At 66.3% G+C, this 24,973-nt stretch carries 25 protein-coding genes; 16 read left to right on the forward strand and 9 right to left on the reverse strand.

The features are described from left to right. Window positions 1-115: 115 nt before the first annotated feature. Complete coding sequence (locus IAG39_RS02860) at window positions 116-1,024, forward strand: LysR family transcriptional regulator (protein ID WP_118931441.1); 909 nt, start codon at window positions 116-118, stop codon at window positions 1,022-1,024. Between the two features lie 63 nt (window positions 1,025-1,087). On the opposite strand, the gene IAG39_RS02865 is transcribed toward IAG39_RS02860, so the two are convergent. Then, window positions 1,088-2,506, reverse strand: a complete 1,419-nt coding sequence (locus IAG39_RS02865) for an amidase (RefSeq protein ID WP_118931442.1) — start codon at window positions 2,504-2,506, stop codon at window positions 1,088-1,090. Between the two features lie 64 nt (window positions 2,507-2,570). Further along, window positions 2,571-3,803 carry an amino acid ABC transporter substrate-binding protein gene (locus IAG39_RS02870; protein WP_088138198.1) on the reverse strand — a complete coding sequence of 411 codons (1,233 nt, stop codon included), beginning with the start codon at window positions 3,801-3,803 and terminating at the stop codon, window positions 2,571-2,573. Between the two features lie 161 nt (window positions 3,804-3,964). Between IAG39_RS02870 and IAG39_RS02875 the strand changes: the two genes are divergently transcribed. The 5 genes from IAG39_RS02875 (at window position 3,965) to IAG39_RS02895 (ending at window position 8,286) form a co-directional block, all read left to right on the forward strand. Then, window positions 3,965-4,849 (forward strand): LysR family transcriptional regulator, encoded by an 885-nt coding sequence (locus tag IAG39_RS02875; RefSeq protein WP_118931443.1) that lies wholly within the window; start codon window positions 3,965-3,967, stop codon window positions 4,847-4,849. Between the two features lie 89 nt (window positions 4,850-4,938). Continuing rightward, the gene (locus tag IAG39_RS02880) at window positions 4,939-5,931 is read left to right on the forward strand and encodes a branched-chain amino acid ABC transporter permease (RefSeq protein WP_059373998.1); all 993 of its coding nucleotides are present in this window, start codon (window positions 4,939-4,941) and stop codon (window positions 5,929-5,931) included. Between the two features lie 9 nt (window positions 5,932-5,940). Continuing rightward, window positions 5,941-6,822 carry a branched-chain amino acid ABC transporter permease gene (locus tag IAG39_RS02885; RefSeq protein WP_059373997.1) on the forward strand — a complete coding sequence of 294 codons (882 nt, stop codon included), beginning with the start codon at window positions 5,941-5,943 and terminating at the stop codon, window positions 6,820-6,822. 14 nt (window positions 6,823-6,836) lie between these two features. Continuing rightward, the gene (locus IAG39_RS02890; protein ID WP_054459256.1) at window positions 6,837-7,544 is read left to right on the forward strand and encodes an ABC transporter ATP-binding protein; all 708 of its coding nucleotides are present in this window, start codon (window positions 6,837-6,839) and stop codon (window positions 7,542-7,544) included. Window position 7,545: 1 nt separating this feature from the next. Further along, complete coding sequence (locus IAG39_RS02895; RefSeq protein ID WP_054459254.1) at window positions 7,546-8,286, forward strand: ABC transporter ATP-binding protein; 741 nt, start codon at window positions 7,546-7,548, stop codon at window positions 8,284-8,286. A gap of 7 nt (window positions 8,287-8,293) precedes the next feature. On the opposite strand, the gene IAG39_RS02900 is transcribed toward IAG39_RS02895, so the two are convergent. Both IAG39_RS02900 and vapC read right to left on the reverse strand, forming a co-directional pair. Next, window positions 8,294-8,767, reverse strand: a complete 474-nt coding sequence (locus tag IAG39_RS02900; protein ID WP_118931444.1) for a helix-turn-helix domain-containing protein — start codon at window positions 8,765-8,767, stop codon at window positions 8,294-8,296. A 106-nt stretch (window positions 8,768-8,873) separates the two neighbouring features. Further along, window positions 8,874-9,284, reverse strand: coding sequence for a type II toxin-antitoxin system tRNA(fMet)-specific endonuclease VapC (gene vapC, locus IAG39_RS02905; protein ID WP_118931445.1), 411 nt, complete (start codon window positions 9,282-9,284; stop codon window positions 8,874-8,876). 495 nt (window positions 9,285-9,779) lie between these two features. Here vapC and IAG39_RS02910 point away from each other — a divergent pair, with 495 nt between their 5' ends. Further along, a complete protein-coding gene (locus IAG39_RS02910; protein WP_118931446.1) occupies window positions 9,780-10,973 on the forward strand; it encodes a low temperature requirement protein A in 1,194 nt (397 codons plus the stop codon). A 96-nt stretch (window positions 10,974-11,069) separates the two neighbouring features. On the opposite strand, the gene IAG39_RS02915 is transcribed toward IAG39_RS02910, so the two are convergent. From IAG39_RS02915 to IAG39_RS02935, 5 genes are all read right to left on the reverse strand, one after another. Further along, window positions 11,070-12,032, reverse strand: a complete 963-nt coding sequence (locus IAG39_RS02915; RefSeq protein WP_059373993.1) for a Nudix family hydrolase — start codon at window positions 12,030-12,032, stop codon at window positions 11,070-11,072. Next, a complete protein-coding gene (locus IAG39_RS02920) occupies window positions 12,025-12,891 on the reverse strand; it encodes an ATP-binding protein (protein WP_059373992.1) in 867 nt (288 codons plus the stop codon). Before IAG39_RS02920 ends, IAG39_RS02915 begins: the two co-directional genes overlap by 8 nt. Window positions 12,892-12,915: 24 nt before the next feature. Further along, entirely contained in the window at window positions 12,916-14,142 is a 1,227-nt protein-coding gene (gene argJ / locus IAG39_RS02925) for a bifunctional glutamate N-acetyltransferase/amino-acid acetyltransferase ArgJ (protein WP_054459243.1), read from the reverse strand. 99 nt (window positions 14,143-14,241) lie between these two features. Beyond that, window positions 14,242-15,264 (reverse strand): hypothetical protein, encoded by a 1,023-nt coding sequence (locus tag IAG39_RS02930; RefSeq protein ID WP_118931447.1) that lies wholly within the window; start codon window positions 15,262-15,264, stop codon window positions 14,242-14,244. Window positions 15,265-15,314: 50 nt separating this feature from the next. Continuing rightward, a complete protein-coding gene (locus IAG39_RS02935; protein ID WP_059373990.1) occupies window positions 15,315-15,809 on the reverse strand; it encodes a MarR family winged helix-turn-helix transcriptional regulator in 495 nt (164 codons plus the stop codon). A 359-nt stretch (window positions 15,810-16,168) separates the two neighbouring features. Here IAG39_RS02935 and IAG39_RS02940 point away from each other — a divergent pair, with 359 nt between their 5' ends. The 9 genes from IAG39_RS02940 (at window position 16,169) to siaD (ending at window position 24,961) form a co-directional block, all read left to right on the forward strand. Next, entirely contained in the window at window positions 16,169-17,332 is a 1,164-nt protein-coding gene (locus IAG39_RS02940; RefSeq protein WP_118931449.1) for an ABC transporter substrate-binding protein, read from the forward strand. Window positions 17,333-17,539: 207 nt separating this feature from the next. Then, window positions 17,540-18,460 (forward strand): branched-chain amino acid ABC transporter permease, encoded by a 921-nt coding sequence (locus tag IAG39_RS02945; RefSeq protein ID WP_013391329.1) that lies wholly within the window; start codon window positions 17,540-17,542, stop codon window positions 18,458-18,460. Between the two features lie 2 nt (window positions 18,461-18,462). Continuing rightward, complete coding sequence (locus IAG39_RS02950) at window positions 18,463-19,428, forward strand: branched-chain amino acid ABC transporter permease (RefSeq protein ID WP_118931450.1); 966 nt, start codon at window positions 18,463-18,465, stop codon at window positions 19,426-19,428. Next, complete coding sequence (locus IAG39_RS02955) at window positions 19,425-20,192, forward strand: ABC transporter ATP-binding protein (protein WP_054459230.1); 768 nt, start codon at window positions 19,425-19,427, stop codon at window positions 20,190-20,192. Before IAG39_RS02950 ends, IAG39_RS02955 begins: the two co-directional genes overlap by 4 nt. After that, the gene (locus IAG39_RS02960) at window positions 20,192-20,896 is read left to right on the forward strand and encodes an ABC transporter ATP-binding protein (RefSeq protein ID WP_059373986.1); all 705 of its coding nucleotides are present in this window, start codon (window positions 20,192-20,194) and stop codon (window positions 20,894-20,896) included. Before IAG39_RS02955 ends, IAG39_RS02960 begins: the two co-directional genes overlap by 1 nt. A 308-nt stretch (window positions 20,897-21,204) precedes the next feature. Then, window positions 21,205-23,187 (forward strand): biofilm regulation protein phosphatase SiaA, encoded by a 1,983-nt coding sequence (gene siaA / locus IAG39_RS02965; RefSeq protein ID WP_205736582.1) that lies wholly within the window; start codon window positions 21,205-21,207, stop codon window positions 23,185-23,187. A gap of 23 nt (window positions 23,188-23,210) precedes the next feature. After that, window positions 23,211-23,750: a biofilm regulation protein kinase SiaB gene (gene siaB, locus IAG39_RS02970; RefSeq protein WP_059373984.1), complete on the forward strand. Its 540-nt coding sequence runs from the start codon at window positions 23,211-23,213 to the stop codon at window positions 23,748-23,750. A gap of 36 nt (window positions 23,751-23,786) precedes the next feature. Further along, the gene (siaC, locus tag IAG39_RS02975) at window positions 23,787-24,164 is read left to right on the forward strand and encodes a biofilm regulation phosphoprotein SiaC (RefSeq protein ID WP_059373983.1); all 378 of its coding nucleotides are present in this window, start codon (window positions 23,787-23,789) and stop codon (window positions 24,162-24,164) included. Beyond that, window positions 24,161-24,961 (forward strand): biofilm regulation diguanylate cyclase SiaD, encoded by an 801-nt coding sequence (gene siaD / locus IAG39_RS02980; RefSeq protein WP_059373982.1) that lies wholly within the window; start codon window positions 24,161-24,163, stop codon window positions 24,959-24,961. Before siaC ends, siaD begins: the two co-directional genes overlap by 4 nt. Window positions 24,962-24,973 lie beyond the last annotated feature (12 nt).

Genomic DNA, 24,973 nt, shown 5'->3' on the forward strand with positions numbered 1-24,973 from the left:
GCCCTAGTGCAGAGGATGATATATTCCACAAAATCCGCATAAAACTACTATTTCTGGCATCTCTATCCAGAAATTACGAACAGTGAGGCCCGCCCTCGCAGGAGCCAACCGCCCCATGGACCGCATAGACCTGTTCCGGGTTTACGCCCGTGTCGTCGAGTGCGCGAATTTCTCTCGTGCGGCGGATACGCTGGGCCTGCCGCGCTCCACGGTGTCCGCCGCCGTGCAGGAATTGGAGGGCCGGCTGGGCGCGCGGCTGCTGAACCGCACCACGCGGCAAGTGGCGCCCACGCAGGAGGGCGCGGCTTTCTATGAGCGCTGCCTGCGCCTGGTGGCCGACATGGAAGAGGCCGAAAACCTGTTTCGCCACAGTTCGGTGGGTCCCAGCGGCATGCTGCGCGTGGACGTGCCCGGACGCGTGGGCCGCCTGATCGTGGCGCCGGCGTTGCCGTCTTTCCTGGAAGCCTATCCGCAGATCGACGTCACGCTGGGCGTGACGGATCGTGCCGTAAACCTGATCGAAGAGGGGGTGGACTGCGTGCTGCGGGTCGGCGTGCTGCCGGACTCGGGCCTGGTGGCCAGGCCCATAGGCATGCTGCGCCTGATCAATGTCGCCAGCCCCGCCTATTTGTCGCGCCATGGCGTGCCGCGCACGCCGGACGATCTTGCGGCGGGGCATGCTTGCGTGAACTACGCCTCGCCGTCGACCGGCCGGCTGGCGCCCTGGGAGTGGCTGGACGGCGGTGCGTCCCGGACCGCGCCGTTGCGCGGGCGGGTCACGGTCAACAGTGCCGAAGCCTATATCGCCAGCTGCATCGCGGGACTGGGGCTGATCCAGATCCCCGCCTACGACGTGCAGCCGCAGATTGCCGCGGGGGAATTGGTCGAAGTCATGCCGGAGCATCGGCCCGCGCCCATGCCGATGACCTTGCTGTATCCGCAGCGGCGTCAGCCGTCGCGGCGGGTGCAGGTGTTCGCGGATTGGTTGGAGGCGCTGCTGCGGCCAGCCTGCAGCCTGGGCTGAGGGCATGAAAAAGGCCGGCCATGACGGGCCGGCCTTGCTGGCGCGAGAACTGCGGCGCGGGGTTTACAACTGGATCGCCGACAGGTCCGGACGCCGCAGGTGCCAGTCGGTGGCCGCCTGGAAGGCCATGCCGATGTGGCCCAGCGCGTCTTCGCCGTTGGGCTTGCCCAGCAGCTGCACGCCGATGGGCATGCCGTCAGCGGAAAAGCCCGCGGGCAGGGCCAGGCCCGAGGCGTTGACGTAGTTGCCGGGGCGGGTGAAGGCGGCCAGCGGCGTGGCGGCCTCGTCCACGTCTTCCAGCGGGCAGGCGGCAAACGGCAGGCAGGGCGCGAGGACCGCGTCGTAGTCGCGCATCCAGTCCTGCCAGGCCGCGCAGGCGCGCGCATGGGCCTGCAGCGCCAGCACATAGTCGGCGGCGCTGGTCTGCTTGCCGCCCAGCACGCGGGCGCGCACATAGCGGCCCAGCGGCAGGCTGTCATCCTCGATGTAGTCGCGGTGCTGGGCGTAGGCTTCAGCGGCGATGATCAGGCCGTTGCGCAACATCATGTCGTGGAAATCGAAGGGGAAGGGGGCTTCCACGCATTCCGCGCCCAGGTCGGCCAGCGCGCGCCGCGTGTCGTCCAGCGCAGCTTGCACCGCCGCGTCGATGGAGATGGGGTACTGCGCCTGCGGCATGACGGCGATGCGGGTGCCGGCCAGCGGCTTCGTGCCCGCGCGTGGATCGCGGTAGCGGTAGGCGGGTATGCCCCGCGTCACGGGGTCGCGCGGGTCCGGACCGGACATGGCTTCGGTCAGCAGCAGCGAGTCGCGGGTGTCGCGGGTGAGCGGGCCGATGGAATCCAGCGTGTGCGACAACGCCACCGCGCCGTACAGGCTGATGAGGCCACGCGTGGTTTTCAGGCCGGTGATGCCGTTCAATGCAGCGGGAATCCGCACCGAGCCGCCGGTGTCCGAGCCCAGCGCGGCCGGCGCCAGGCCCGCAGCCACGGCCACGCCGGAACCGCTGGAGGAGCCGCCGGGAATGCGTGCGCGCGTCAGATCCCAGGGATTGCGCGGCGTGCCCATGACGGGGTTGGTGCCCCAGCCGCCAAAGGCGAACTCCACCATGTGGGTCTTGCCCAGCACTACCATGCCGGCGTCGATCAAGCGGGTCACGGCCGTGGCGGTGGTTGCGCTGCGGCGCTCGCGCCAGGCTTGCGAGCCGGCCGTGGTGATCTGGCCTTCGATGTCGCACAGATCCTTGACGGCCACGGGCAGGCCGTCCAGCGGACCGAGCAGGCCGTAGCCCGCGCGGCGGCGCGCGTCGGCGGCTTCGGCCAGGCGCAGCGCGCCCGCGTGGTCGACGCTGACGTAGGCGCCCAGCGCCGGATTGGCGCGGTCGATGCGGTCCAGGTAGTGCCGCGCCAGCTCTACCGAGCTGTAGCGGCCGTCGGCCAGGCCCTGCGCAAGTTCGCCGAGCGTGGCAAATGCAATGTCAGACATGTTTTCCTCGGGTGATGTCAGCGCGGCGCGCGGGTCGCCGCGCGCCGCCTTCCTGCCTGCGCGATCAGCGCTTGTTCCAGTCGGGGGCCGGGTATACCGGCTTTTGCGTGGCCACGTCGGCGGGCCAGACCGGGACCATGCCCTTGCCCGGCAGCAGCTGCACCACGGGGAAGGGCATCAAGAGCTGCTTGCCCGTTTCGTCGATGGCGTAGGGACCGGCCATGACGGTGAGCTTGCCGGACAGGTCCAGCGAGGCCTTCTTCAGCGCGGCGGCGTCGGTGCTGCCGGCTTGCTTGACGATCTCCTCGGTCAACGCGCCCGCGCCATAGGCCAGCGCGGTCTGGAAATCGGGCGGGAACTCGGCCTTGGGGAAGCGCTGGTCATAGGCGGCGGCGAACTGCTCGCGCGTCATGCCGGCGTTGACCTTCCAGTTGATCGCGGGGTGGTAGTTGGTGTGGCTGTAGATGTAGTTGGAATCCGCGCCGATGGCCTGGAATTGCGGGGTCGACGCATACACCATGAAGACATACGGGAAGTTGATGTCCAGCTGCTTCATCTGGCGCGTCATGCTGATCAGGTCGCCCTCGTACGAGGTCGGCACCAGCGCTTCGGCGCCGGCCGCGCGGGCCTTCTGCAGAATGGTGCTGAAGTCCTTCTGACCCTTGGGGTACTTCTCGAACAGCACGACCTGCATGCCATTCTTGGCGGCCTGTTCCTTGCCGCCTTCGGCCAGGCCCGCCGGGAACGGCTCGTCCGAATACAGTATGGCGACCTTCTTCACGCCCTGGTTGGCGGCCAGCTCCATGTTGGCGCGCAGCATCGCCGACACCGGCATCTGCGTGCCGGACACCATGTTCTTGAAGCCCTGCTTGTACAGGTCGTCGCTGGCGGCAGACCAGACCATCAGGTACTTGCCCAGGCGCTCGGTCACCGTGGCGGCCGCGGCGGTCAGCGTGGAGCCGAAGGGCGCGAACACCAGATCCACTTTTTCATCGACAATCAGGCGTTCGTAAACGCGGGTCACCATCTGCTTGTCGCTGCGGTCGTCCAGCTTGACCAGCTCGACGGGGTATTTCTTGCCTTTGACTTCGATGCCGCCGCGGCGGTTGACGTCGTCGACCCACAGTTCGACGCCGCGCACGCCCGATTGCGAGGCGAGCGCGAAACTGCCGGTCGACGATACCGTCATGCCGACGCGGATCTTGTCCGAGGTCTGGGCGGCGCCCAGGGCAGGGGTCAGGGCGGCGACGGCAAGGGCCAGCGCCGGTAAGCGGGACAGCCAGGGTCTAGCGTGCATGGGAGGTCTCCTATCGTTTTTGGTATGCGGCCCCGCGTTCCGTGGCGGACCATCGGACACAGGCCATATGTTGGGCAATGTTTGCTCAACATGCGAGATAGCGTATAACAAATAGGCATGGAGCGCACGCCTTGAATAAATTGAATTACCGACAGACCGAAATGCTGTGGGCCATCGTCATGGCCGGGTCCATCAGCGGCGCCGCCCGGCTGCTGAACATTTCCCAGCCGGCCGTCAGCCGGATGCTGGCGCATACGGAAAAAGCCATGGGTGTCACGCTCTTCGAGCGGGTCCGCGGCAAGCTCAGGCCGACCTCGCAAGTGCAGAGCCTGTTTGAGGAAATCGAGAAAACACAGCGCATGATGCAGCGCGTCAACGACCTGGCCGACGCGCTGGCGGAGCACGGCACCGGGGTGTTGCGGCTGGCGTCCATTCCCAGCCTGGCCCAGTTCCTGGTGCCGCGCGCCGTGGCGCGCTTCCAGCAGCGCCATCCCGAGCTGCTGTTGCGGCTGAACACGACGGCGCTGCCCACGCTGATCACCGACGTATTGCAGGGCGAGGCCGAGCTGGGGTTGGTGGTGATGCAGGCGGATCATCCCTTCCTGACGTCCCAGCCCCTGCACGTGGGAAAGATGGTGGCCGCCATACCCAAGGCGCATCCGCTGGCGGCTCGTGCCGAGGTAAGCCTGGCCGATCTGTCGCCGCATCCGCATATCGTGGTGGGCACGCGCATGCCCTTTGGCATGCTGGTGCTGGGCGCCTTCGAGCAGGCGGGCCTGCCGTGCCGCATGTGTGCCGACGTGCCCTGGAGTCAGCTGGCCTGCGCCCTGGTCAATGCCGGGGTGGGCATCGCCATCGTGGATGAATTCACCGTCATGCAGAACACCATGCCGGACGTGGTCATCGTGCCGCTGGCCGAGCGCATTCCTCTGAATATCTCGGCCGTCTATGCCAGCAATCGCGAGCCCTCGGCCATCGCGCTGGAGTTCATCAACGAGCTGCGCGAGGTGCTTGCCGAGGCCTTTCCGGTCGAAAATAAGGGTTAGTCCTTAACTTGCAGTTATGGTTTGAACTGTTCATAATCGCCTCCAAATAAAGCGGCCGTCCAACCCGGAAACGGCCCGGAGGAAGACATATGAGCAGCAGTCCCGTCCTGGCGGCGGGCGCCGCCTCGCATCGCGCGCAGGATCAGCGCGCAGTGCGGTTGCGCACCCGCATCGCCATCATCGTCTTTGCCGGCCTGGCCGCGGGCCTGGCTTTGATTCCGATGGCCACGTCGAACATCTCGTTCGCGTTCTACCTGATGTTGTGGATCACCATGGCCAGCGCCATGAACATCTGCGTCGGCTTCACCGGCTATCTGCCGTTCGGCTACGTGGTGTTCTATGGCGTGGGCTCGTACGCCACCGGCATCTGTTACAAGATCCTGGGCTGGCCCATCCTGCCGTCGCTGCTGGCGGCGGGCGGCGTGGGCGTGGCGATCGCGCTGCTGCTGGCGCCCACGCTGAGGTTGCGCGGGGTGTACTTCGGCATCGTGAGCCTGGCGCTAGCCACCATCGTCAAGCTGGTGATCTCCAACCTGCCGCAGTCCTTCACCGGCGGCAGCATGGGCATCATCCTGTCCAACGCCAACAATCCCACGCACAGCTATTACGCCATGCTGGCCGTGATGGGCGCGACCCTGGCCACCGTCACCTGGCTGTCGGTGTCCAGCCTGGGCCGCGCGCTCAAGGCCATCCGCGACGATGACGGCGCGGCCGCCTGCGTCGGCATCCACGTGCCCAACACCCGCCTCAAGGCCTGGCTGCTGGCCGCGCTGTTCCCTGCGCTGGCCGGCGGCATCGAGGCCTGGTACACGAACGTGGTGGATCCGGAGTACGCCTTCCACGTGCTGATCACCGCCAAGAGCATCATCTACGCGATGGCGGGCGGCTTCGGCACCATCCTCGGGCCGGTCGTCGGCACGCTGGCGCTCCTGGGCATCGACCACATGATCTGGCAGAAATTCCCGGTGGTTAACCTGCTGCTGCTGGGCCTGATCATCGTGCTGCTGATGCTGTTCCTGCCGCGCGGCATCGTCGGCAGCCTGATCAAACGCAAGCCGCAACTGCGCCGCTACATCGCCTGAGGAACCGCCATGACCGGACTGATTATCCAAGGGCTGATCAACGGCCTGATCCTGGGCGCCATCTATGGCCTGATCGGCGTGGGGCTGAACGTGATCTTCGGCGTGCTGCGCGTGGTCAACTTCGCGCACGGCGAGTTCCTGGTGCTGGGCGCGTACTTCGCCTTCTATCTGATGGAGTACGCCGGCATCAACCCGCTGGTGGCGCTGCCGCTGGCCTTCGCCGCGTTCTTCCTGGCGGGCTATCTGCTCTATTTCGTACTGATTCCGCGGCTGTCCAAGGCGGACGATCCCGAGATCAGTTCGCTGCTGCTGATGTTCGGCGTGTCCATCATGCTGGGCGCCATCATGCTGCTGGTGTTCGACGCCGACGCGCGCTCGCTGCCCTATGAGATCGAACCCGTGTTCCTGAAGTTCGGACCGGTGCTGATCCCGACCGTGCGCCTCTTGGCGCTGGTGATTGCGCTGGCCATCATCGGCGCGCTGACGGTGTTCCTGTACCGCAGCCAGCTGGGCAAGGCGCTGCGCGCCATCATCATGAACCGCGACGCGGTGCGCATCGTGGGGATCAACGCCGAACGCCTGTCGGCCGTGGCCTTCGGGCTGGGCATCGGCCTGGCCGCCGCCAGCGGCGTGCTGGTGGCGATGGTGTTCCCGGCGTTCTCGCCGTTCATGGGCAACGACTACACGCTGATCGGCTTCATCGTCATCGTGCTGGGCGGCCTGGGCCACCCGGTGGGCGCGCTGGTCGGCGCGCTGCTGTTCGGCGTCACGGAGCAGGTGTCGGTGGTGTTCTTCAATCCCTCCATCGCCACCATCTGCGGCTTCACGCTCATGGTTGCCACCATCTTCATCCGGCCCAGCGGACTCTTCGGCCGCCAGGCGTTGCGCTAACAGGAGCCGGACACATGTTGAAAGTCAGCAATCTCAAGAAGCGCTTCGGCGGGCTGGTGGCCTTGCAGGGCGTGGACCTGGACGTGCCGCGCGGCTCGATCCTGGGCGTCATCGGCATGAACGGGTCGGGCAAGACCACCATGCTCAACTGCATCAACGGCATCTACACGCCGGACGAGGGCCGCATCGAGCTCGACGGCCAGAACATCGCCGGTAAGCAGATCCACGAGGTCGCCCGGCTGGGCGTGGGCCGCACCTTCCAGGTGCCGCGCATCTTCCGCCAGCTGACCCTGCTGGACAATCTGGAAGTGGCGCAGCAGCAGACCGGCCGCAGCGCCGACGAGCGCTACGCCCAATCCGAGTACTGGCTGCACAAGGTGGAGCTGCATCGTCTGCGCCACAACTACGCCGAGGAGCTGTCCGGCGGACAGCAGAAACTGGTGGAGCTGGCGCGCATCATGGTGGCACGGCCCAAGGTGGTGCTGCTGGACGAGCCCTTCGCGGGCGTCAACCCGGCGCTGGCGCAGCTGCTGATCTCGGTCATCCGCGAACTGCCGGGCGAGCACGACTGCTCGGTGGTGCTGGTGTCGCACGACCTGACCTCGATCTACCAGCTGTCTCATCACATCATCGTCATGAACGAAGGCGCCATCCTGAGCCAGGGCAACGCCGAGCAAGTGCGCGCCGACCCCCGTGTGGTCGAAGCCTATCTGGGAGCCTGACATGAGCACGTCGATACTCGCGCTGGAAGACGTGACCGTGGCCTACCACGGCGACATCACCATCCTGAACCACGTCAACATCCAGGCGCGCGCAGGCAAGGTGACGGGCGTCATCGGCCCCAACGGCGCCGGCAAGTCCACGGTGCTGAAGACCATGTTCGGTTTCCTGCCGCCGCGCACCGGCCGCATTACGCTGCGCGGCGCGGACATCAGCGCGCAACCCTCGCACGAGCGCGCCAGCAACGGCGTGGCTTTCGTGCCGCAGCACCGCAGCCTGTTCGGCGAACTGTCGGTGCACGACAACCTGCTGCTGGGCTGCTGGCCGTTCCGCAAGGACAAGGCGCGGGTGCGCCAGCGCATCGATTCCGTCTACGACCGCTTCCCGATCCTGGCGCAGAAGCGCGACGACCCCGTCTCCAGCATGAGCGGCGGACAGCAGCGCTTCGTGGAGTTCGGACGGGCCTTGTTGATCGAGCCGTCCGTCATCCTGCTGGACGAGCCCACCGCCATGCTGGCGCCCAAGATCTCCAAGGAGATCTACACGCTGATCCGCGGCTTTGCCGACGAGGGCATGACGGTGGTGCTGGTGGACCAGAACGTGCGCCGCTGCGCCGAGGTGTCCGACTACATGTACATCCTGGAGCTGGGCCGCAACAAGGCCGAGGGCGGGCGCGAAGCCTTCGATGACGGCGGCGGGCTGCGCGAGATGGTTGCGTCGTGGATGGATTACAAGATCGATTGACTTCGGGTCAAAGCGGCCGTCCCAGCCGCTTTTCGACCTGCCGCCTTTCCCATTGGGGACCGAACAGCCGGTACGGCGCGTAGACCCGGATGGCGCGCGCCGCCAGGGCCAGTCCCAGGCCCAGCATCACCCAGTATGACCACATGCGCTGGGGCGAGGTCAGCAGATTGATCGCGTACAGCGCCGCCGCGATCAGCGCGTAGCGCAGGCAGGCCACATAGAAGCCGCGCAAGGCGCGCACGTGGGCGAAGGCTTCTCGTTCCGCCTCCTCGGCGGCTGTCATTGTCGTATCCATTGCTGTTTCCTCCGTATTCAGGGTGGAAAAATCGACTTCGAAAACCGAGGCAATGGACTTGAGCGTCTCCACACTCGCGGGTTGGCCCGCTTCGATGCGCTGGATGGTCCGCGCGCTCAGGCCGCTGGCCTGGGCCAGCTGCTGCTGGGACCATCCGCGCTTGAGGCGTAGCTTTTGAATCAGCATGGTTCGATTCCCATTGGTTCGGAATCACCAAGGTAGCCGATAGGGCGGCGCAGCGATACGACAGGGGCACGACACGGGCACGACAGCGAGGCGACGGGGCCCAGTTTCAGTGTTTCAGCGTCCAATCGTCCAGCTGCAATCCGGGCACGCGGGAAAATTCACGCGTGTTGTTGGTAACAAGTACCAGGCCGCGCGAGCGGGTGTGGCCGGCGATCATGGCGTCGTAGGGGCCAATAGGGGTTCCGGCGCGCGCCAGTTCCGCGCGAAGCTGACCCGAATCTGCTGCCGCGTCATGGTCATAGTCGAGCACTTCCAGGCGCTGCAGGAAACCGTCGACAACGGCGTGATTGCGCGAGGGGGCGGCGGACTTTTCCGCGCCATAGGCGAGCTCCATGGCGGTGATCGCGCTGATACATAGCTGGCCCTGCCGCCGGTTGAACGCCTGCTGCACTGCGTCTGGCTTGTTCTTGATGGCAAAGATGCAGGTGTTCGTGTCCAGCACGAACTTCAGCGGCATGAGCGGCCTCCTGCCCTGGCCACGGGTTGATCGCGGTCGTTGAGAAAGTCGGCCGTGACGGACTCGCCTGCGAACCAGGCGTCCCAGGACCTGTCGGCGGGCACCGGCGCCGGCGTTGGCCGTTGGTTGATGGCGACGACGTACCCCAGTGCCGGACTGCCTGGCCGGGCGGCGGTTTTGCGCCGGTCTGCTGGGCGGCTATGGGGTGTTTTATAGATGGATTCTGATTTCATGGCGCTCTCCTCGACTGGTGTATGACGCCCGTTTTTTATAGCGCGCCACGTGTCTCCCGCCTACGACGGCTTACCGCAAATCGCTGCCAGCCTTGTTCGGCTTGGGCCGGCTTCCGTGCAGTTGCGAGCGGCGGTCAGGCTGCACAGATCCGGCGCGTGGCGCCGCCGCCACGCCCGCCAGGCTTTGCATTTTTTGACGGTCCGGCACCACCAGCCTTGCGCTAATCTGGCTGCGCCATCATCCCCAGGCGAGGCCCACGCCATGACCTTTCTTGCAAGCGCCAACCTGCTGCGCCGCCGCGACGGACACGAAGCCCGCGTCACCTACGTCGAGCTGTTCTTCGACCTGGTGTACGTCTTCGCGGTCACCCAGATATCCCACAGCCTGCTGCATGATCTGACCTTGATGGGCGCGCTCCACTCCCTGGTGCTGTGGTTCGCCGTCTGGCTGGGCTGGCAATACACCTGCTGGGTCACCAACTGGTTCGATCCCGACGCCGTGCCCATGCGCGTCATGTTGTTCGCCGTGATGCTGGCCGGCCTGGTCTTTGGCGCCGCCCTGCCGGGCGCGTTCGGCGCCACCGGGCTGGTGTTCGCCGTCAGCTATGCGCTGATCCAGGTGGGGCGCACGCTGTTCATCGTGCTGCACCTGGGGCCTGCGCATCCGCTGGCGCCCAACTTCCGCCGCATGTTGGCCTGGCTGTGCGTGTCGGCGGTCCTGTGGATCGCCGGCGGACTCTCGCAGGACGGTGCGCGGCTGGCGCTGTGGGCGCTGGCGGTGGCCTGCGAGTATCTGTCGCCCATGATCGGCTTCCGCTTTCCCGGCCTGGGGCGTTCCGCGACCAGCGAATGGACGATCGAGGGCGGCCACCTGGCCGAGCGCTGCCAACTGTTCGTCATCGTGGCGCTGGGCGAAACCCTGCTCATCACCGGCGCCACGCTGGCTGGCCTGGAGCGCTGGGACGCACCCGCGCTGATCGCGTTGCTGGCGGCCTTCCTGGGCACGGCCGCCATGTGGTGGGTGTACTTCGACACCAGCAGCCGCGATGGCAGCGAGGCCATCGTGCATAGCGACGATCCGGGCCGCATCGGCGCCTGGTTCCATTATGTGCACGTCATCCTGATCGCCGGCGTGATCGTGTCCGCCGTGGCCAACGAGCTGGTCATATTGCATCCGGACGGGCGTATCGCCATGCCGGCGGCTGCCGCGCTGATCGGCGGGCCGGCGCTATACCTGGCAGGCAACGGCATCTACAAGACAGTGGTCTACGGCCGCTTTCCGCTGTCGCACGTCGCGGGGCTGGTGCTGCTGGCGGTGCTGGCGCCCGTGGCTTTCGTGACCGACAACCTCATGGTGGGCGGTTTGACCACGTTGATCATGATTCTGGTGGCGGCGTGGGAAAGCGTGTCGCGGCGCAGGGCGCATGCTGGCGTTCCGGAAGGAGTCGCGGAGTAGCGTCAATCCTGTGAGGGCCGGAGGCAGCCCCAGCGGGAGCCGTTGGATGCTCCCGCGCCGCCGGCAGGTGGCGGCTTTCAGCAAAGCCGCCGCGGTTCAGATCAGGCCGCGTATCCCCGCAATGCCGTGCGCGCCATGGCGCAGCGCTTGCGATACGGTCTGGGTGGACTGGCCTCCCAGCGCGAACACCGGGATGCCGGCGTCGCGGTTGCCTGCCACGAAGCCTTCCCACCCGAGCGTCGGCGCGCCGGGATGGCTGGGCGTGTCCAGCACGGGGCCCAGCACCGCGAAATCGGCGCCAAGTTCGCGCGCATGGACGACCTGGGCGTTGTCGTGCGCGGATACGCCGACCAGCGCGCCCGCGGGGAGTTCGGGACGCGCCGTGAGCTTGGCCGCATCGGCCGCGCGCAGGTGCACGCCGTCGGCCTCGCGCCACCAGGCGGCGGGATGGACGCTGTTGACCAGCACCCGGGCGCCCGCGGCGCGGCAGCGCTTCTGCACCTGTTGCAGCACTTCATGCAACGACGGGGAGGCCACGCCGTCCGGCCATTGCGGTTCGCGCAACTGCACCAGCTTGACGCCGCGCGCCAGCGCCGCTTCCAGCCGGCCCAGGAAGGCGGCCACGCCGGCCCGCGAACCCACGGAGCTGATGCCGTAGGACGTGGGCAACTGCAGCCAGCGCAGCGGGGGCAGGGTGGCGGGCAACAGATCGCCCACCGACGCGGCCTGCGCGGGGTTGACCCATTCCAGGCGCTGGTTTTCCAGGCTGCGCGGTTCGCCTTCCCAGCCGGTGACGTGGCAGAACGCCAGGCGCACCGTGGTGTGGGGGTAGGCGTGCACGTAGGTGACCCAGGGGCGCGACTGCGTGACGCGGATGCCGATTTCTTCCTGCAGTTCGCGCGCCAGGGCTTCCAGCACGGTTTCGCCGGGTTCGAGCTTGCCGCCGGGCAGCTCCCACCAGCCCGCCCAGGGTTTGCCTTCGGGGCGCTGTCCCAGCAGCAGCATGCCGTCCGGACGCAGGATCAGGCCGGCGGCGACGTCGACGATCTTTTCAGACATGACGGGCCGCCCAGTCGCGCGCGAACTGGTACGCCACGCGGCCCGAACGCGAGCCGCGCTCGATGGTCCATTGCAGCGCCTCGGTGCGCGAGGGTTCGATCTGCGCTTCCGGGCAACCCAGTTCGCGCAGCCAGTGGTAGACGATGTCCAGGTAGTCGTCCTGCTTGAAGGGATAGAACGACAGCCACAGGCCGAAGCGCTCGGACAGCGAGATCTTTTCCTCGACGGTTTCGCCCGGGTGGATCTCGCCGTCGGGCTGATGCTTGGCCGCCAGGTTCTCGCTCATGTATTCCGGCATCAGGTGGCGCCGGTTGGACGTTGCATAGATCAGCACGTTGTCGCCCGAGGCCGAGACCGAGCCGTCCAGCACCGACTTCAGCGCCTTGTAGCCGGCCTCGCCTTCCTCGAACGACAGGTCGTCGCAGAACACAATAAAGCGTTCGGGACGGGAGGCGACCAGTTCGACAATGTCGGCCAGGTCGCCGAGGTCGGATTTGTCGACTTCGATCAGGCGCAGTCCGCGCTCGCCATAGGCGGCCAGCATGGCCTTGACCAGCGAGCTCTTGCCGGTGCCGCGGGCGCCGGTCATGAGCACGTTGTTGGCCGGTTTCTTTTCCAGGAACTGCAGCGTGTTGCGGTCGATGATGCCCTTCTGGCGCTCGATGTGCTGCAGGTCCGCCATGTCGATGCGCGCCACGTGGCGCACGGCGTCCAGCCAGCCGCGCGCGCCGCGCTTGCGCCAGCGGTAGGCATGGGCGGTCCAGTCGATTTCGGGCGTTGCGGGCGGAAGCCAGGCTTCCAGCTGCGCCAGCACGCGCTCGGCGCGCTGGATAAGGGTGGAGAACTCGGTTGCGGTCACGTCTGAAGTCCCGGAAGTTTCGGATCAGGAGCGGTAGTCGGCGTTGATCGACACGTACTCGTGCGAGAAGTCGCAGGTGTAGACGGTGTCGCTGACCTGGCCGCGGCCCAGGGCGATGCGCACCTGGATCTCGGCCTGCTTCATCACGCGCTGGCCGTCGGCTTCCTGGTAGGCGGGGTTGCGGCCGCCGTCCTTGGCCACCAGCACGTCGTCCAGCCACAGGCGGATGTTGGACACGTCCAGGTCGTCGATGCCGGCGTAGCCCACCGCGGCCAGGATGCGGCCCAGGTTGGGGTCCGAGGCGAAGAAAGCGGTCTTGACCAGCGGCGAGTGGGCCACGGCGTACGCCACCTTCAGCGCTTCCTCGGTGGTGCCGGCCTCTTCGACGCGGATGGTCATGAACTTGGTGGCGCCTTCGGCGTCGCGCACGATCTTGGTGGCCAGTTCCAGCGCGGCGGCCGTCAGGGCTGCGCGCACGGCGGCGTAGGCCGGATCGGATTCGGCATTCACTTCGACGCCCGACTTGCCGGTGGCGGCGATGATGAAGGAGTCGTTGGTGGAGGTGTCGCCGTCGACCGTGATGCGGTTGAACGAGGCGTCGGCGATTTCGCCGGCCAGCTTGGACAGCAGCGGCTGGGCGATGCCGGCGTCAGTGGCCAGGAAGCTCAGCATGGTGGCCATGTTGGGCCGGATCATGCCGGCGCCCTTGCTGATGCCGGTGAAGGTGACGGTCTTGCCGTCGATCTGCACCTTGGCCGAAGAAATCTTCGGCAGGGTGTCGGTCGTCATGATGCCGTGGGCGGCGCTGAACCAGTGGTCGGCGCCCAGGTCGGCGATGGCGGCGGGCAGGCCGGCCACCAGGCGGTCCAGCGGCAGCGGCTCCAGGATGACGCCGGTGGAGAAGGGCAGGACTTCGGCCGCGGGCACGCCCAGCAGCTTGCCCAGCGCGGCGCAGGTGTCCTTGGCCTTCTGCAGGCCTTCTTCGCCGGTGCCGGCATTGGCGTTGCCCGTGTTGATGACCAGCGCGCTGATCGGGCCGCCGGCGGCCAGGTGGGCCTGGCAAACCTGCACCGGCGCGGCGCAGAAGCGGTTGCGCGTGAACACGCCGGCCACGCTGGTGCCCTGTGCGAAACGGAACACGGTCAGGTCGCGTCGGTTGGCTTTGCGGATGCCGGCCTCGGTAACGCCGATTTCAACGCCGGCAACAGGAAAAATTTCGGACTCGGAGGGGATCTGCAGATTAACGGCCATGACTTCGTCTCATGTATGAGCAGGACGGAATCGCCGCCAGGCGAGGCGGCGCGCGGGGGAAAGCTTCGTATTATCCCACCGGAATGGGACAGCGTCCGGTCAGGGGCCGATCCGCATGGCCGCGACGTCCAACACGCCGGCCTCGCGGTTGCCCAGCACGCTGCGCACGGCGCCGTCCGGGGCCTGCAGCACCGACTTGCCCGCTGGCACGTCCTCGCCGCCCGCACGGCGCGCCGAACGCCCGCGCGAGGGCGAGAACAGCATATCGCCGGGCTGGGCGCCCGGCAGGCGGGCGTTGGCGGCCAGCACCCGGGTGCCGGGCTGGTAGGTCATGTCGCCCAGTACGGTTTCGCGGGCCAGCAGGCCTTCGAAATCCAGCATGCGGCGCTGGCTGTCCAGCTGCATGTCCACCTTGAGCATGGGCATGCGGGCCACCTCCAGCGCCTCGCTGCCTTCGGTGCGCAGCAGCCAGCGCGGCGCACCGGCGGCGCTGCCGCCATTGACGACCTTGAGCCAGGCGCCGGGCGGCACGGGTTGCTGGTTCAGGGTATTGCCGATGGCCAGATGGCAGCTGGCAAAGCGAGGACGGCCGTCGTGCAGCACGAATTCAAGGCGGTGCCCATGCGCGCACAGCCAGCCGTCCTGCGCCTGGTCGCGGGCGATCTCCACCGACAGGGTCTCGGCCTGCTTGCTGCTGGCCGGGTAGCGGAACATGCGCGTGGCCGCGACCCCCTGGATGGAGGCGGGGTGGGTTTCGGGGAAGACGGCGAGATCGAACGATGCCAGATCGCCCGGCTTGGCCAGGCTGAGCACGGTTCCGGCCGGCATCTCCACGCCCGCCAGTTGGGTGGACTGGGCCAGCACGGTCTTGCGGTCGGCGTCGGCCTGGGCGCTTTGCCGGGCCGAGAACCACAGGCTGAACTGCTGATAGGGAAAGATGGTGCCGACGATGGCAAGCAAGGCCATCAGGACGGCGCCGCCGCGCCGGTGGCCGCCAAGCCATTCCCGGGCGCTGGGGGTGGTGGCCAGCACGGCCAGCCAGGTCAACAGCGTAGCCAGGCAGGCCAGCGAAGCTGCCATCAGCACGTAGAAATTACCGCCAGGGAGAGAAACCGGAATCATGGCGGCAATTATGCGCCAATCCGCAGGCGGACATGGGCGCCTGCGGGCGTTCAGTTCTTGGCGGATTCGGAGCGGGTTGCCACCACTTGCAGCTTGAGTTCGCCCAGGGCCTGGAACAGCGCGTTGCGGGTGCTTTCGGGCAGGTCGCCGAACATGGACTTGACCCAGGATTCATGGGCGCGGGCCATGCGGGCGAAGCTCTTCTTGCCCAGCGGCGTAAGTTTGATGAGCGAGCTGCGGCGGTCGGATTCGACCTTGGTGCGCACCACCAGGCCTTCTTTTTCGAGCTGGTCGGTGATGCCGGTGATATTGCCGTTGGTGACCATCATGTGGCGCGACAGTTCGCCCATCTTCATGCCCTTGGGCGCGCGCTGCAATTGCGCCATCAGGTCAAAGCGCGGCAAGGTCGTGTCGAATTCATTGCGCAGGCGGCTGCGGATCTCGCTCTCGACGAGATTGGCGCAGGTCAGCATGCGCAGCCACAGGCGCAGCGCATGGTGATCGTCGGGCGCGGCGCGGGATTCCAGGTCGGGGGTATCGGTCATGGCTATGGAAATTACCGGGAATGAGGGGCGGGCGCCAGATGCTGTCGATCGAGGATCGTCAGGCGGGCCGCGGCGTGGCCGGCGGCGCGCTTCTTGAGTATCGGCGGGATGTCGGGTACTGTCGCGCGAACGTCGCGCCGGGTAGCCGGCACGGCGTGTTCATAGTTTGGGTGGAGGGTAACCATGGCGGTAGCTTATTAGTAAAAACCCTTTGGTAAAAACCCTAGACTTGTTTTGCCGAATACTTTAAACCTAAACTATGAAGCACGCCAGCCTTGGCTGTGCTGCACGAAGTTTTTCGAATCGCGATTTCAAAAAAGAACACCCTCTGCGCGGGCTCGCGCACGGAGCACACCACCATGCGTTTGATCACTTCCCTTCTGGCCGCCGCCGCCCTGGTGCCGGCACTGGCCGGCGCCGACACCATCAAGGTCGGCATCGCCAACGACATCTCCGGCCCGTTCTCCGCCTTGGGCGCCGAAGCCCGCGACGGTTTCAACCTGGCCATCAAGCAACTGGGCAGCAAGCTGGGCGGACAGCCCGCCGAATTCGTGCAGACCGACATGGGCGGCAACCCCGACCAGGCCCGCCAACTGGTGACGCGCTACATCCAGCGCGACAAGGTCGATTTCTTCACCGGCCCCATCGGCTCGAACGTGGCGCTGGCCGTGGGCCCCGCGCTGTTCGCGGCCAAGGTGCCGTACCTGTCGAACAACCCCGGCCCCAGCCAGTTCGCCGGCGCGCAATGCAATGCGTACTGGTTCGGCACGTCCTACCAGAACGACGCCTTCCACGAAGCGGCCGGCAAGGTCGCGGCGGATCGCGGCTTCAAGAAGATGTTCATCATGGCCCCGGACTATCCGGCCGGCAAGGATGCGCTCAACGGCTTCAAGCGCGGCTACAAGACCGCCCCGGGCGACGAGGTCTACACCAAGCTCGGCCAGATCGACTACGCCGCCGAATTGGCGCAGATCCGCGCCGCCAAACCGGACGCCGTCTATATCTTCCTGCCGGGCGGCATGGGCATCAACTTCGTCAAGCAGTTTGTCTCGACCGGCCTGTCGCAAAGCGTCAAGCTGATCGGCCCGGGCTTCTCGGCCGACGAGGACGTGATCCAGGCCGTGGGCGAACCCATGCTGGGCATGTACAACACGGCGCAGTGGGCGCATGACCTGGACGTGCCGCAGAACAAGGCCTTCGTCGACGCCTTCCGCAAGGAATACAACGGCCGCTACCCCTCGGTGTACGCCGCCCAGGCCTACGACGTGATCATGGCCATGGACGCCGCCGTCAAGCAGGCCGGCGGCAAGGCCTCCGACCGCGAAGCCATCGTGCGCGCGCTGGAAAAGGCCGACTACCCCTCGGTGCGCGGCAGCTTCACCTACGGCAAGAACCACTATCCCATCCAGTCCTACTATCTGCGCGTCGTCGACAAGGACGGCAGCGGCCGCATCACCAACAAGCTGGTGGGCAAGGTGTTCGACAAGTACCAGGACGTCTACGTCGGCGAGTGCAAGTTGTAGAGGGAAAGACCCACCCCCGAAGCGCTGCGCGCTTCCCCCTCAAGGGGGCATGCCTGCGGACCGGCGGAGCCGGATCCGCGGCATCTGGATCGGGTGGCACCGCAGCATGCGTCGTGCTTGGTGCGCGGACGCGATGCGCAATCAGATGGCTTTAATGATTAGGCCGCGAACCAGGCCATTGGCAATTCGCGGCAGGGGGAAGTGTTCATGACGTTTACGCTGATCGTCGAGCAATTGCTGAACGGTCTGCAGTTTGGGTTGATGTTGTTTCTGATCGCGGCCGGGCTGACCCTGGTGTTCGGCATCATGGACATCATGAATCTGGCTCACGGCTCGCTCTACATGGCCGGCGCCTATGTCGCCGCCGAAACCATGCAGCGCACAGGTTCATTCACCGCCGCCGTCCTGGTGGCGGCCGTCGCCACCGGCATCGTCGGCGTGGTGCTGGAACTTACGCTGATCCGCCGCCTGGCGCTGCGCGACCACCTGGCCCAGGTGTTGGGCACCTACGCCGTCATCCTCATCGCCAATGACCTGGTCAAGATGATCTGGGGGCCTGCCCCGGTCATGCTGAACATGCCGGCCGCGCTGTCCGGCCCGGTCCGGCTGCTGCCCGACCTGCTCTATCCCGCCTACCGCCTGATGATCATCGTGTTCGGCGTGGCCGCCGCCGCGGGCCTGTACTGGTTCGTGACGCGCACCCGCGCGGGCGTGCTGGTGCGGGCGGGGGCGTCCAACCGCCAGATGGCCACCCTGATGGGCGTGCGCGTGCCGCTGCTGTTCCTGGGCGTGTTCGTGCTGGGCGCGATGCTGGCCGCCGTGGCCGGCGCCTTGCTCGGCCCCATCACTTCGGTGCAGGTGGGCATGGGCGAGGAAATCCTGATCCTGGTGCTGGTGTGCATCGTGATCGGCGGCATCGGATCGATTCGCGGCGCCTTTGTCGGCGCGCTGCTGGTGGGCATGGTGGACACGGCGGGGCGGGCCTTCCTGCCCATGCTGCTGCGCCAGGTCTTTTCTCCGGCCGTGGCTTCCAGCGTCGGGCCGACGCTGGCCGCCATCGCCATTTACGTATTGATGGCGGCAGTGCTGGTGTTCCGGCCCTCCGGCTTGTTTCCGGCGCGGGGTTGAGCATGAAATCCATGATCTGGACCGTGGTCCTGCTGGCCGCGCTGGCGGTGTTCCCGCTGGTCGCGCCGGCGCTGGGCCTGGACTTCTATATTTCCTTCGTACGGCGCGTGCTGATCTATGCGCTGGCCGCGACCAGCCTGAACCTGATCCTGGGTTACGGCGGCATGGTGGCGCTGGGGCATGCCGCCTTCTTCGGCGCGGGCGCCTACGCGGTCGGCATCCTGGCCATGTCGGGCGTGACGTCCGCCCTGATCGTCTGGCCGGTGGCCATGCTGTTGGCGGCGGTGCTGGCCTGCATCACGGGGGCGATTTCGCTGCGCACCCGCGGCGTGTACTTCATCATGATCACGCTGGCCTTCGCGCAGATGCTGTTCTACATCTTCATCTCGCTGCGCCAGTACGGCGGCGAGGACGGGCTGAACCTGCCGGGCTATTCCAGCCTGCCGGGCCTGGACCTGGCCAATGACGTCAGCTTCTATTACCTGGTGCTGGCGCTGTTCGCGCTGATCATGTGGGTGTTCGGCCGCGTGGTGACCTCGCGCTTCGGCACCGCCCTGCAAGGCATACGCGAGAACGAATCGCGCATGGAATCCATGGGCTATCCGGTCTATCGCATCAAGCTGATGGCCTTCACGCTGAGCGGCGCGGTGGCGGGCCTGGCCGGCGCGCTGCTGGCCAACCACAACCTCTTCATCTCGCCCAGCCTGATGCACTGGACCCAGTCGGCCAACCTGCTGATCATGGTGCTGGTGGGCGGCATCGGCCTGCGCTATGGCGGCGTGGCCGGCGCCGTGGTCATGCTGACCCTGGAGGAAGTGCTACGCCTGTGGACCGAATATTGGCATCTGCCCCTGGGCGTGCTGCTGTTGTGCGTGGTGTTCGGCGCGCCGCGCGGCCTGGTCGGGCTGTTCGGCCCCCTGTTCAGCGGCCGCGCCGCTGCCACCCAATCCGGCAAGGCGGGATCATGAACGCAGCTGTAACGCCAGCCCTGCAGGCCACGGGACTGGTGCGCCGCTTTGGCGCGCTGGTCGCCACCGACAATGTGTCGCTGTCCCTGAACCCGGGCGAGATCCACGCCTTGATCGGCCCCAATGGCGCGGGCAAGTCCACGCTGATCCATCTGCTGTCCGGCACGTTGACGGCGGACTCGGGCAAGCTGACGGTGGGCGGACGCGACGTCACCAGCATGAACGCCCACCAGCGCGTCGCGGCCGGGCTATCGCGGTCGTACCAGATCACCAACATCTTCAAACAATCCTCGGTGCTCGACAACCTGGTGCTGGCGGTGCAGGCGCACGCCGGCAGCAGCTTCCGCTTCTGGAAGCCGCGCGCCGCCGAATCGGCCCTGTACGAGCAGGCGCGCGAGCTGGCGCGGGAATGCGCCATCGACGCCAGCCTGCTGGAACGCCCGGCCGGCACCTTGCCGCACGGCGAACAGCGCAAGGTCGAATTCGCGCTGGCCCTGGCCGCACGGCCGGCCGTGCTGCTGCTGGACGAACCCATGGCGGGCATGGGGCCGGATGAAACCGTGCGCCTGACCGAACTGATCGAATCCATGCGCGGCCGCGCCGCCATGCTGCTGGTCGAACACGACATGCAGGCGGTGTTCCGCCTGGCCGACCGCCTGTCGGTGCTGGTCTACGGCCGCGTCATCGCGACCGGCACCCCTGACGAAATCCGCGCCAACCCGGAAGTGCGGCAAGCCTACCTGGGCGACGAGGAGACCGCGTGATGCTGACCATCGAATCCGCCAAGAGCGGCTATGGCGCCAGCCAGGTGCTGTTTGGCGTGGACCTGCAGATCGGCGCGGGCCAGGTCGTGACCTTGCTGGGCCGCAATGGCATGGGCAAGACCACGCTGCTGCGCACCTTGTTCGGCCAGTTGCCCCTGCGCGGCGGCAAGATCCAGTTCGCGGGCCAGGACATCAGCGGCTGGAGTCCGGACCGCATCGCGCGGGTCGGCATGGCCATCGTGCCGGAAGGGCGGCAGTGCTTCCCGAACCTGACGGTGCGCGAGCACCTGACGGCCTTCGTCGCTGCGCGCAATCCGGACATCGGCGAACCCTGGACGCCGGAGCGCGTCTTCGAACTCTTCCCCCGTCTGCACGAACGCGCCCGCAACATGGGCAACCAGCTTTCGGGCGGCGAACAGCAGATGCTGGCCATTGGCCGGGCGCTGGTCACCAATCCGCGGCTGCTGATCCTGGATGAGGCCACCGAAGGCCTGGCGCCCAAGATCCGCGAGGAAATCTGGAATTGCCTGGCGCGCCTGCGCCAGGCCGGCCAGACCATCCTGGTCATCGACAAATACGTCGAACGGCTGCTGAGCCTGGCCGACCGCCATGTGATCCTGGAGCGCGGCAAGGTGGTATGGACCGGAGACTCGCAGGCGCTGGACGCCGATCGCGGCCTTTGGGAACGCTATCTGGGCGTGTAGCAAGAAAGCTGCAATGTAAACAGGCAAATGCCGGCAGTCGTGACATAAAAAGCAATAAATCGACATTTACATTGCAACAGTGCAACTTAGGACGCCCAGGCGTCTTACAAGCGTTTGCTCCTGTTTCAATTGGAACCACTGTTCTCTACACTTGTCGCGCCGGACGTGCCTCGCGGGTACGCCAGCAACAGGCTCATGGCTGGACTAGCGGGGCAAGCGCGCGGCGAAACATCGTTACACAACGAAAGCCTACCCATGCGTCCCCTTCACGCACGTTACGTCTTATCAGGCAGTAAGGAAGACTTTGCATGGCGAAATGGGGTTTGCGCAGAAAATCGTTGATGGCGCTGTTGCTGGCGTGCCTGGTCGCCCTGGCGCCGGCGGCCCTGATCGGCTGGCAGGTGCTGGACGGGGTCAGGGAGCACTTCGGACGGGCTTTCTCCGACAACTTCACGCAATTGAACCGCCAGCGCATCCTGGCGCCGGTGTCCCGCGAACTGGCCCTGTCGCTGCGGCTGGCGGATAGCGAGGTCACGCGCCGCTGGCTGCGGCACGAAAGCGATCCGGCCGCGCGCGAGCTGTTCTTCCGCGAAGCCGACGGCTACCGCCGCGATCTGCTGGGACGCGCCTACTTCATCGCCAGCGCCGCCTCGGGCAATTATTACTTCAACGACGACCAACCCCTGTCCGAGACTCCGCGCTACACGCTGAGCAAAGGCGCTGCCGACGACGCCTGGTTCTACCTGACGCTGGCGTCGCCCGCCAAATACAACATCAACGTCAACCCGGACCTGAAGCTCAAGACCACCAAGGTCTGGATCAACGTCCAGGTGCGCGACGGCGACCGGGTCATCGGCTTGACTGGTTCCGGTCTGGACGTAGGCGGGTTCCTGCGTGATTTCGTCAACAGCGGCCAGCCCGGGGTCACGCCCATCATCGTCGACGAGGAAGGCGCGATCCAGGCGCACATGGACGCCTCGCTCATCGCCTACAACTCTGGCGCGGGCGGTGTTGCCCGCGGCACGGTATTCAACCTGCTGGACGGCGGCGAAGGCCGCGCCGAGCTGGCCGCGGCCATGAAGGCGGCGCGGACCGACCCGCAGTCGGTGCAGTCCGCCTGGGTCAAGATGGACGGCATCCGCCAGCTGGTTTCGGTGGCCTACATGCCGGAACTGCACTGGCACGTGCTGACGGTGGTGGACCTGGGCGCGGCCCGGGTGCTGGACACGGATTGGCTCTGGCCCGCGGCGATCGGTCTGGTGGTGCTGTTCGCGGCCATGCTGCTGTGCTTCGGCTACGCCATCGAACGCCTGATGCTGCGCCCCTTGCGCCGCCTGCAGCAGTCGGCGCGGGCCATCGCCGACGGCAGCTACGACGTGCGCCTGCCTCCGGGCGGCCAGGACGAAATCGGCGATCTCAGCCGCGCCTTCGGCGTGATGGCGGACAAGGTGCGCCAGCACACCGCCGAACTCGAAACCAAGGTGCGCGAGCGCACCTCCGAACTCGAGGACGCCAATCGCGCCATGGCCGCCGCGCACAAGAAGATCGACGATTCCATCGATTACGCCAGCCTGATCCAGCGCGCCATCCTGCCGGACCGCCAGCTGACCCAGTCCCTGGGCGCGCACCATTTCGTGCTGTGGAAACCGCGCGACGTGGTGGGCGGCGACTTCTACGTATTCCGCTCCGACGGCGCCAACTGCCTGCTGGGCATCATGGATTGCGCCGGCCACGGCGTGCCCGGCGCGCTGATGACCATGCTGGCCCGCGCGGCCATCGACCTGGCGATCGCCGAGGCCGGCCCGGCCGACCCGGCGGCCATCCTGACCCGCACCGACAGCGCCATCCGCGCCATGCTTGCGGACGCGCAATTGCCCCGTGCGCTGGCTACGAATACCGATGCGGCCCTGGTTTATATTGACCGCCAGGCCGGTCGGCTGCGCTATGCGGGCGCCAAGATCAGCCTGTACACGAGCAACGGCGAGGAACTGCGCGAGGTGCCCGGCGGCAAGCGGGCGCTGGGAGACAAGCGCACCGAGATCTACGAAAACATCGAACTGCGGATGGAACCCGGCTGGACCTACTACCTGGTCACGGACGGGTTCCTGGACCAGGCGGGAGGCGAGCACGGCTTTGGCTTCGGCAATACGCGGTTTGCGGAAATGCTCAAGACGCACGCGCGCCGGCCGTTAACCGAACAGGCGGCCGCCTTTACCCAGGCGCTGGCAGAGTACCAAGGCGGTCGGCCGCAGCGTGATGACATCACCTTGCTGTCGTTCCGTTTCGAATAAACGTTATCAGGGCGGTTACCCCCATGAATGCCTCCGATCTTTACGCATTGGGCGAACGGTTCAACCAGAATCGCACTCTGTTGTGCTTCAACGGACCGACTTCCCGCAGCCTGATCGAGGAAATCGGCAATGCGCTCAAGAACTATCTGAACGCGGAGCACGCGCGGCCGGCCGAGGCCATGGACGTTTTCTCCGTCTACATCGAGATGATCCAGAACATCCGCCAGTACGCCGCGCTGCATGACGACCTGGACGCCTCGGCCACCGTGGTGATCGGTCGCCGCGATGAAAGCCGCTACGTGGTGTCCGCAGGCAATCTGGTCAAGGCGGAGGACGGCGAGGCGCTGGTCGCCCGTATCCAGGAATTGGCCGCGCTGGACAAGGCGGCGCTGAAGGCCGAGTACAAGGCGCAGCTGCACAAGCCGCGCGCCCAGGGCGTCGCCTCGGGTGCCGGTCTGGGGTTGATCGATATCGCCCGCCGCGCCGGTGCGCCGCTGGAGGCCAGCCTGACGCCCGCCACGGCGCCCGGACAGGCTTTCTTCAGCCTGAGCGTCGTGATCTGAAGGCGTGCCCGGCCAAGAATATATTTGGAGCAACTAATGAACGATTTGAACATTCCCGGGACCCAGTCCACGCCCGCCATCACCGCCGACACCGCAGCGGGCGTGCTGGCGATGCGCGGCGACTCCTATCCCGAGAATTCCTTCGAGCTGTTCGGTCCCGTCATCGAATGGGTCGAAGCCTATCTGCTGAGCAGCGCCGTACCCCTGAAGCTGGAACTGGAACTGCTTTACCTGAACACCAGCAGCATCAAGTCCGTCATGGACATCTTCGATCTGCTGGAGGCTGCCCACAACAAGGGCCGCGAGGTCAGCGTCACCTGGTTCTACGACATGCGCAATGAGCGCGTCGGCGAACTGGCCGAGGAATTCAAGGAAGACTGCACGTTTCCCTTTTCGGTTGTCGGCCGCCAATGAAATCCGACGCCGCCCAGCTGGACAAGCGCATCGCCGAATTGCTGGCGGACCCGGCCTATCAGGGCCATCCGTTGCATGAAGCGCTGGACGCGCTCTGGCGGCATACGGCCGAGCAGATGGCGCGCATCGAGCGCGTGACCCAACTGTCGGACGCCTACCAGAGCATGGCGCACGAGCGCGAGCTGGGCCTGTGCGACCGTTTCGACCGGCAATTGCGCCGCCTGACCCGCATCGCGCGCATCTCGGACCATTACCAGAACATGATGCGGGACCTGAACTCCGCATTGCAGGAAACCTCCAATCGCGATCCCCTGACCGGCCTTTTGAATCGGCGCGCCTTGATGGAAATGATCAAGCAGGAGGTCCTGCGCGTGTCCCGTGGCGGTTCGACTTTCGTCGTGGCGATGTTGGACGTGGATCACTTCAAGTCGGTCAACGACCGCTATGGCCATGAAACAGGCGACCGCGCGCTGGTGGAACTGGCCGGTGCGCTGGGCAACAACTTGCGTGAATACGATCTGTGCGGCCGCTGGGGCGGCGAGGAATTCCTGGTGCTGCTACCCAGCACCCAGCCCGAGGACGCCCAGCGCGTCATGGACCGGCTGGTAGGCGCGGTGCGCGCCCTGGCGATCACGGTGGGGGATGGCGTGTTGAGATTGACGGTCAGCATAGGCATGGCATACCACCAGTTGGGAGAGACCTTCTCTGAAACGCTTAGCCGCGCGGACCAGGCCCTGTACCTGGCCAAGCAGGACGGACGCGACCGCGTCGAACTCGGGTTTCCGAAGCGCAGATGAAACCGGATCAGC

The organism is Achromobacter xylosoxidans (genome assembly GCF_014490035.1).
Taxonomy (GTDB): domain Bacteria; phylum Pseudomonadota; class Gammaproteobacteria; order Burkholderiales; family Burkholderiaceae_B; genus Achromobacter; species Achromobacter bronchisepticus_A.